Here is a 9,016-nt window from a genome sequence, read left to right on the forward strand (position 1 = left end):
CTGGCGACCCGCCTCGTGTCTCGCGTGCGCAACGTGCTGCACGTCGAGCTGCCCCTTCGTACCCTCTTCGAGGCCCCGACCATCGCGGCGCTCGCCACGCGCGTGGAGACCGCCATGCGCGCCGGCGAGGGCGTCCGCCAGCCGCCGCTCGTGCCCGTGTCCCGCACGGGAACGCTGCCGCTGTCCTTCGCGCAGCAGCGCCTCTGGTTCATCGACCAGCTCGAGCCCGGCAGCGCGACGTACAACATCCCCTCCGCGTTGCGGCTGGTGGGCATCCTGGACCGCACGGCCCTGGAGCGCGCCTTCGCGGAGCTGGTCCGCCGGCATGAGGCGCTGCGCACCACCTTCGTCGCGGTGCAGGGCCAGCCCGTCCAGGTCATCGCCTCCGCGTCCGGGGCCTTCCCGCTCGCCACGGTGGACCTGACGGAGCAGCCCGCCGGGACGCGTGAGGCCGAGGCCCGGCGCCTCGCCGAGGCGGAAGCCCAGCGGCCCTTCGACCTCGCCCAGGGGCCGCTGCTTCGCGCCACCCTGGTGCGCCTCGCCGGCGAGGACCATGTCCTGCTGCTGACGATGCACCACATCGTCTCCGACGGCTGGTCCATGGGCGTCATCGTGCGCGAGCTGACCGCGCTCTACGGCGCCTTCGTCAGCGGCCAGCCCGCGTCGCTGCCCGCGCTGCCCGTGCAGTACGCGGACTTCGCGGCGTGGCAGCGCGGCTGGCTGCAAGACCAGGCCCTGGAGGCGCAGCTCTCCTGGTGGCGTGAGCAGCTCGGTGGCGCTCCCGCCGCCCTGGAGCTGCCCACGGACAGGCCCTACCCGGCCGTGCCGTCCCGCCGCGGTGCCTCCGTGCCCGTGTCGCTCCCGGCGGCCCTCTCCGAGTCCCTGGAGGTCCTCGCCCGCCGCGAGGGCGCCACGCCCTTCATGCTGCTGCTGGCGGGCTTCCAGACGCTGCTGGCCCGCTACTCCGGCCAGGACGACATCTCCGTCGGTTCGCCCATCGCCGGCCGCAACCGCTCGGAGACGGAGGGCCTCATCGGCTTCTTCGTCAACACGCTGGTCCTGCGCACCCGCGTCGCTGGAGCGCTCCCCTTCCGCGAGCTGCTGGCCCGCGTCCGGGAGACGACGCTCGGTGCCTACGCGCACCAGGACGTGCCCTTCGAGAAGCTCGTCGAGGAGCTGCAGCCCGCGCGCGACACGCGCCGCACGCCGTTCTTCCAGGTGATGTTCACCTTGCAGAACGTGCCCATGGACACGGCCGCCGGCTCCGGCCAGGGCCAGGGGGCGCTCGCCATCCGTCCGCTCGAGGTCGAAGGCGGCACGGAGAAGTTCGAGCTGACGCTGGCGCTCACGCGTACGCCGTCGGGCTTCGAGGGCGTGTTCAGCTACGCCACGGACCTGTTCGACGCAGCCACCATCCAGCGGATGAGCGAGCAGCTTCGCCTGCTGCTGGAGGGCATCGCCGCCAACCCCGGGCAGCGCGTGTCGGAGCTGCCGCTGCTGTCCGAGCTCGACCGGGCCCGGGTGCTGGTGTCCTTCAACGACACGGCCGTGTCCTACCCGCGCGAGGCCACCGTCCACGCGCTCTTCTCGGCGCAGGCAGCGCGCACGCCGGACGCGGTGGCGCTCGACTTCGAGGGCCAGCGGATGACGTACCGCCAGCTTGAGGCGCGCTCCAACCAGCTCGCGCGCAGGCTGCGTGAAGCGGGAGTCCGGCCGGGAGTCCTCGCCGGTCTCTCCTCAGAGCGCTCGCTGGAGATGGTGGTGGCGATGCTGGCCACCCTCAAGGCGGGCGGCGGCTACCTGCCGCTGGACACGTCCTACCCGCGCGAGCGCCTCGCCTTCATGGTCGAGGACGCGCGGCCCGCGGTGGTGCTGGCACAGCGCAAGCTCACCGACCGCCTGCCGGCCGGGGCCCGAGTGCTCGTGCTGGAAGACATGCTGGCGTCGCTGGACGGCGTGTCCACGGACGCCGTGGACTCGGCGGTGGGCCCGGAGACTCCGGCCTACGTCATGTACACCTCCGGCTCCACGGGCCGGCCCAAGGGCGTGCTGATTCCCCACCGCGGCATCGTCCGCCTGGTGATGGGCGCCACCTACGTCCACTTCGGTCCGGAGGAGACCTTCCTCCAGCTCGCGCCCATCTCCTTCGACGCGTCCACCTTCGAGCTGTGGGGCGCGCTGCTGCACGGCTCGCGGCTGGTCATCTACCCGCCGCAGACGCCGTCGCTGCACGAGCTGGCGCGCTTCATCTCCTCGAACGCCATCTCCACCCTCTTCCTCACCACCGCCCTCTACGACCAGATGATGGCGCAGCATCCGGAGTCCCTGGATGGCGTGCGCCAGCTCCTGGCCGGTGGTGAGGTGATGCCGGTGGCGCGCGTCCACCAGCGCCTGGAGCGCGGCCGCTCGCTCCTGCACGTGTACGGCCCCACGGAGAGCACCACCTTCGCCACCTGCGACGAAATCACCTCCGCTTCGCAGGTCGGGGCCACCGCCTCCATCGGCCGGCCCATCGCCAACACCACCGTGTACCTGCTCGACGGCCACCTGCGGCCGGTGCCCATGGGCGTGCGCGGCGAGCTGTACCTTGGCGATGACGGCCTCGCGCTGGGCTACCTGCACCGGCCGGAGCTGACGGCCGAGCGCTTCGTGCCCGACCCGTTCTCGTCCGTCCCCGGCGCGCGCATGTACCGCACGGGCGACGTGGCGCGCTGGCTGCCCGACGGCCGCCTCGAGTTCTCCGGCCGTGCCGACACGCAGGTGAAGCTGCGTGGCTTCCGCATCGAGCCGGGCGAAATCGAGTCCGCCCTGCTCCAGCACCCGGGCGTGCGCGAGGCGGTCGTCGCCGTGCGTGAGGACGTGCCCGGCGACAAGCGCCTGGTGGCCTACGCCGTGCCCCAGCCGGGCCAGCCGCTCGAGGCGAAGGCCCTGCGCGAGCACCTCGCCGCGCGGGTGCCCGAGTACATGGTGCCCTCCGCCTTCGTCACCCTGGAGGCCCTGCCCCTGTCGCCCACCGGCAAGGTGGACCGCAAGGCCCTCCCAGTCCCGGAGACCTCCGCCTCCAGCGAGGACTCCTACGTCGCGCCCTCCACGCCCACCGAGGAGCTGCTCGCTTCGCTCTGGGCCGAGGTGCTCCACGTCGCCAGGGTGGGTGCACGGGACGACTTCTTCGAGCTGGGTGGCCACTCGCTGCTGGCCACGCAGGTCATCTCGCGCATCCGCGACACCTTCCATGTGGAGCTGCCGCTGCGCGACCTGTTCGAGGCGCCCACCCTCGCGGCCCTCGCCGCGCGTGTCGACGCCGCCGTGCGCAGGGGCCACGGGCTCCAGGCCCCGCCGCTGGTGCCCGTGCCTCGCACGGGAGCGCTGCCGCTGTCCTTCGCGCAGCAGCGCCTGTGGTTCCTCGACCAGCTCGAGCCGGGGAGCTCCGCCTACAACATCCCCTCCGCCCTGCGGCTGATGGGCGTCCTGGACCTGAAGGCGCTGGAGCGTGCCTTCACGGAGCTGGTCCGCCGTCACGAGTCGCTGCGCACCACCTTCGTCGCCACCGACGGACAGCCCACACAGGTCATCTTCCCGCCCGTGGACTTCCCGCTCGGCACGGTGGACCTGACGGAGCTTCCCGCCGGGGAGCGCGAGGCCGAGGCCCACCAGCTCGCGGAGCAGGAGCTCCGGCGTCCGTTCAACCTCGCCCACGGGCCGCTGCTGCGCGCCATGCTCATGAGGCTCGCCGACACGGAGCACGTCCTGGTGCTGACGATGCACCACATCGTCTCCGACGGCTGGTCCATGGGCGTCCTCGTCCGGGAGCTGACCGCGCTCTACGCGGCGTACTCGGAGGGCCGTCCCTCGCCGCTGCCCGAGCTGCCCGTGCAGTACGCGGACTTCGCGGCGTGGCAGCGCGGCTGGCTGCACGGCGACGCGCTGGAGTCCCAGCTCGGCTGGTGGCGTGAGCAGCTCGGTGGCGCCCCCGCGGGCCTGGAGCTGCCCACGGACAGGCCGCACCCGGCCGTGCCTTCGCGCCGTGGTGCCTCCGTGCCCGTGTCGCTGGCCGGCCCCGTCGCCGAGGCCCTGGAAGCCCTCGCCCGCCGCGAGGGTGTCACCCCGTTCATGCTGCTGCTGGCGGGCTTCCAGACGCTGCTGGCCCGCTACTCCGGCCAGGACGACATCTCCGTCGGTTCGCCCATCGCCGGCCGCAACCGCTCGGAGACGGAAGGCATCATCGGCTTCTTCGTCAACACGCTCGTCCTGCGCACCCGCATGGGGGCGGAGCAGACGTTCCGCCAGCTCCTCGCGAAGGTACGGGAGACGACGCTGGGCGCCTACGCGCACCAGGACGTGCCCTTCGAGAAGCTCGTCGAGGAGCTGCAGCCGTCCCGCGACCTGCGCCGCACGCCGCTCTTCCAGGTGATGTTCACCTTGCAGAACGTGCCCCAGGCGTCCTCGGGTCAGGCCTCCCAGTCCAGCGGCGCCAACGGCCTCTCCATGAAGGGCTTCGACGCCCAGGCGCAGAGCTCGAAATTCGAGCTGACGCTGGGCCTGGCGCGCACTCCCAATGGCTACGAGGGCGGCCTCGACTACGCGGTGGACCTCTTCGAGGCCGCCACCGTGGAGCGCATGGCCGGCCACCTCCGCACGCTGCTGGCCGCCGCCGTGGCCGAGCCCGACACGCGGCTCGCGGACCTGCCGCTCCTCTCCGGCGCGGAGCGCGAGCATCTCCTGGTGAAGTGGAACGACACCCGGATGCCCGTGGAGCGCGAGGCCTGCCTGCACACCCTCTTCGAGGCGCAGGCGGACAGGACGCCCGACGCGCTCGCGGTGGAGTCCGGCAACGACCGGCTCTCCTTCCGGGAGCTGGACCGCAGGGCCACGCAGCTCGCCTGGCACCTGCGCTCGCTGGGCGTCGGTCCCGACGTGCCCGTCGCGATGTGCCTGGAGCGCTCCACCCTCCAGCTCGTGGCGGTGCTCGGCATCCTCAAGGCCGGTGGTGCCTACGTGCCGTTGGATCCGAAGTACCCGCGCTCGCGCCTGGACTTCCTCGTCCGCGACGTGCGCGCCCCGGTGCTCGTCACCGACTCGCGCCTGCGCGCCTCGCTGGGCCTGGAGGCTCCGGCCGTCGTCTGCCTGGACACGGACGGCAAGCACCTGGACGCGCAGCCCACGCGGCGCCCCGACGTGGCGGTGGGCCTGGGCAACCTCGCCTACGTCCTCTACACGTCCGGCTCCACGGGCACGCCGAAGGGCGTGATGATTGCGCACCGCTCGGTGGCCAACCTGCGCGCCGCGCTGGCCTCCACGGTGTACGCCGGGGTGAATGGCCCGCTGCGGGTGAGCGTCAACGCGCCGCTGTCCTTCGACGCGTCCGTCAAGCAGCTCATCCAGCTCGTGGACGGCCACGCGCTGGTCATCATCCCCGAGGAGGTGCGCACCGACGCCGAGGCTCTGCTGGCCCTGTGCGACAGGCTGGACGTGCTCGACATCTCGCCCTCGCTGCTCAAGCTGCTGCTGCGCGCGGGGCTGGCGGAGAAGAAGGCGGGTGGCCCCAGCCGGGTGCTGGTGGGCGGCGAGGCGCTGGACGCGGAGACGTGGGCGGTGCTGGCCACGCATCCGTCCACGCGCTTCTTCAACGTCTACGGCCCCACCGAGTGCACGGTGGACGCCACCGTGGCCCTGGCCTCCGGCGCCCCCGAGCGTCCGACGCTGGGCGGGCCGCTCTCCAACGTGCGCCTGTACGTCCTGGACGAGACGCTGCGCCCGGTGCCGGTGGGAGTCGCCGGTGAGCTGTTCATCGGCGGCGCGGGCGTGGGCCGTGGCTACTGGCGCCGGCCCGACCTGACGGCGGAGAAGTTCATCCCCGACGCCTTGTCCAGCGAGCCGGGCGCGCGCCTGTACCGCACGGGAGACCGCGTGCGCTGGCGCGCGGACGGCCGCGTGGAGTACCTGGGCCGCACCGACTTCCAGGTGAAGGTGCGCGGCTTCCGCATCGAGACGGGCGAAATCGAGTCCGTGCTGCGCCAGCACCCGGCGGTGGCCGACGCGGTGGTGATGGCCCGCGAGGACGTGCCCGGCGACGTGCGCCTGGTGGCGTACGCCGTGGCCAGGGCGAATCAGTCCGTGGAGCCCGAGGTCCTCTCCCGCTTCGCGCGGGAGCGCCTGCCGGACTTCATGGTGCCCTCGCACGTCATGGTGCTGGACGCCTTCAAGCTCTCCGCCAACGGCAAGGTGGACCGCAAGGCGCTGCCGGTGCCGGGACGCGAGCGGACCACCACACGCGCCCTCGTCGCCCCGCGCGACGCGCTGGAGCTGCAGCTCGTGCGGCTCTGGGAGGAGGTGCTGGGCGTCTCGCCGCTTGGAATCGACGACGACTTCTTCACCCTCGGTGGCCACTCGCTGCTGGCGGTGAGGCTGATGTCGCGAGTCCAGCAGCAGCTTGGCCGCGGCCTGCCGCTGGCCTCGCTGTTCGGGGGCGCCACGGTGGAGCGCATCGCGCGGCTGCTGCGCGAGGAGGCGCCTGCCCGGCCCTGGTCGCCGCTGGTGCCCCTCAACACTGCGGGCACCCGTCCGCCGCTGTTCCTCGTGCACCCGATTGGTGGCGGCGTCCTCGGCTACTCGGAGCTGGCCCAGCGGCTGGGAGCGGACCAGCCGCTCTACGCCCTCCAGGCTCCGGGCGTGGACGGGGGCGGCGCGCCGCTCGAGTCCATCGAGCAGCTGGCCACCCTCTACATCGAAGCCCTCCGCACCGTTCAGCCCTCCGGGCCCTACCACCTGGGCGGCTGGTCCTTCGGCGGAACGGTGGCGCACGAGATGGCACGCCAGCTCCAGGCCCGCGGCGAGGAGGTGGCGCTGGTCGCGCTCATCGACTCCTCGGCCCTGCCCCGGACGGTGGACCTGTCGCCGTCGGCGGTGACGGCGGCCTTCGCGCGGGACATCGCCCTCATGGCCGGGCTGGAGCTCCCGCAGCCGGAGGAGGTGCTCGCGCGCATGGCGCCGGGTGCCCTCATGGACCTGCTGCTGGAGGAGGCCCGCGAGGCCCACATCCTCCAGGGCGTGCCTCGCGAGCGGCTGGAGGCGCTCCGTGGCGTCTTCGAGAGCCACCGGAAGGCCCTGGCGCGCTACGTGCCGGCGCCGCACACGGTGCCGCTGACCCTGCTGAACGCCGTCGACTCACTCCCGGGACAGGGGGACCGCGGCTGGGCCTCCCTGACCTCTGGCGGGCTCGCCCTGCATGAGGTACCCGGTAACCACTACACCCTGTTGCGGTCTCCCCACGTGGAAACACTGGCCCGCACGCTGCGCGAGTGCCTGGACGCGGTCTCCGCTTCCAACCCGCCTTCCACCCAGGAGAGCGCATGAGGCTCCTTCGTTTCCTGCTCGGTCAGTCCCGCTTCCTGGTGATTCTGTCCGTCGTCTGCGGCCTCCTCGCGGGCGCGGCCACCACCGGCCTGCTGTCGATGATTCACGAGATGCTCACCGTGTCCGGAGGTGACGCGGTCCAGCTCGCCTGGCGCTTCGGCGGCTTCTGCGTGGTGGCGTTGGCGGCCCGCGTCGCGTCGCAGCTCTCGCTCACCCGCTTGCAGCTCGAGGCGGTGTACGCGCTCCGACTGAGCTTCAGCCGGCGCATGATGGCCACGCCGCTGCGCAAGCTGGAGGAGTCCGGGGCCCACAAGCTGCTGGCCATGCTGACCGACGACGTGCAGAACCTGGGCGAGAGCCTCTGGATGCTGCCCACCATGGTCATCAACCTGGCGCTCGTCATCGGCAGCATGGGGTACATGGCCTGGCTGTCCTGGAAGCTGTTCCTCGTCTTCCTGGGGCTGATGGCGGTGGGCCTGTTGACCTACTGGCTGCCGGCGGTGCCGGCCTTCGGGCTCTTCGAGAAGGCCCGCCTCGTCAACGACCAGGTCTTCAAGCACCTGCGCTCGCTCACCATCGGCATGAAGGAGCTGAAGCTGCACCGCGAGCGCCGTGAGTCCTTCATGCGGCAGAACCTGGAGGGCGCCTCCGGCGAGCTGAAGGAGCTCCAGTGGCGGGTGAACCAGCGGCTCGTCCTCACCAACAGCTGGGGGCTGCTGTTCTTCTTCATCGTCATCGGCCTGCTGCTGATGGTCGTCCCCCGCTTCCTGCCGGTGAGCCCCAGCGAGCTGGTGGCCTACACCCTGGTGGTGCTGTACCTGCAGCAGCCGCTCGAGTCGCTCACCAACATCGTGCCCATGGTGGGACGCGGCAACGTGTCCCTGGCCCGGCTGGAGTCCCTCGCCTTCCAGGGCGGCGACGACGGCGGTCCGGTGCGGCCCGCCCTGCCGCCGCCGCGCTCCAGCTTCCAGCGCATCGAGCTGCGCGGCGTCACGCACAGCTACCACCGCGAGCAGGAGGACGAGCGCTTCACGCTGGGCCCCATCGACCTGTCGCTCGAGCGCGGCGAGGTGGTGTTCCTGGTGGGAGGCAACGGCAGCGGCAAGACGACGCTCGCCAAGCTGGTAACGGGCCTGTACTTCCCGGAGAGCGGCGAGATCCGCCTCAACGGCGAGCGCGTGGAGGCGTCCGCGCAGGAGCCGTACCGCGAGCACTTCGCCACCGTCTTCTCCGACTTCCACCTGTTCGACACGCTGCTCGGGCTGCCGCCGTCGCTTCGGGACGGGAAGGCCGAGGAGTACCTGCGGCGCCTGCACCTGGACAAGAAGGTCACCGTCCGGGACGGCAGGCTGTCCACGCTGGACCTGTCCACCGGCCAGCGCAAGCGGCTGGCGCTGCTGGTGGCGTGGCTGGAGGACCGGCCCGTGTACGTCTTCGACGAGTGGGCCGCGGACCAGGACCCCACCTTCAAGGAGGTCTTCTACGAGCAGCTCCTCCCCGAGCTGAAGCGTGAGGGCCGCGCGGTGCTCGTCATCAGCCACGACAACCGGTACTTCCACGTGGCCGACCGCATCCTCCGGCTCGAGTCCGGCAAGCTGCTGTCCCCGGAGAGCCAGGCGGCGTGAGCCGGGCCCTGGGAGGCCCGGCACCACCCCGGAGGGCC

Annotated in this window: 2 protein-coding genes; both read left to right on the forward strand. The window is 72.0% G+C overall.

The genetic code is table 11. The features are described 5' to 3' along the window. Positions 1-15 precede the first annotated feature (15 nt). Complete coding sequence (locus K8638_RS38680; RefSeq protein WP_223759762.1) at positions 16-7,353, forward strand: non-ribosomal peptide synthetase; 7,338 nt, start codon at positions 16-18, stop codon at positions 7,351-7,353. Then, positions 7,350-8,978, forward strand: coding sequence for a cyclic peptide export ABC transporter (locus K8638_RS38685; RefSeq protein WP_223759763.1), 1,629 nt, complete (start codon positions 7,350-7,352; stop codon positions 8,976-8,978). Before K8638_RS38680 ends, K8638_RS38685 begins: the two co-directional genes overlap by 4 nt. Positions 8,979-9,016: the final 38 nt, after the last annotated feature.

This window comes from Myxococcus sp. RHSTA-1-4 (genome assembly GCF_020037125.1).
GTDB lineage: Bacteria > Myxococcota > Myxococcia > Myxococcales > Myxococcaceae > Myxococcus.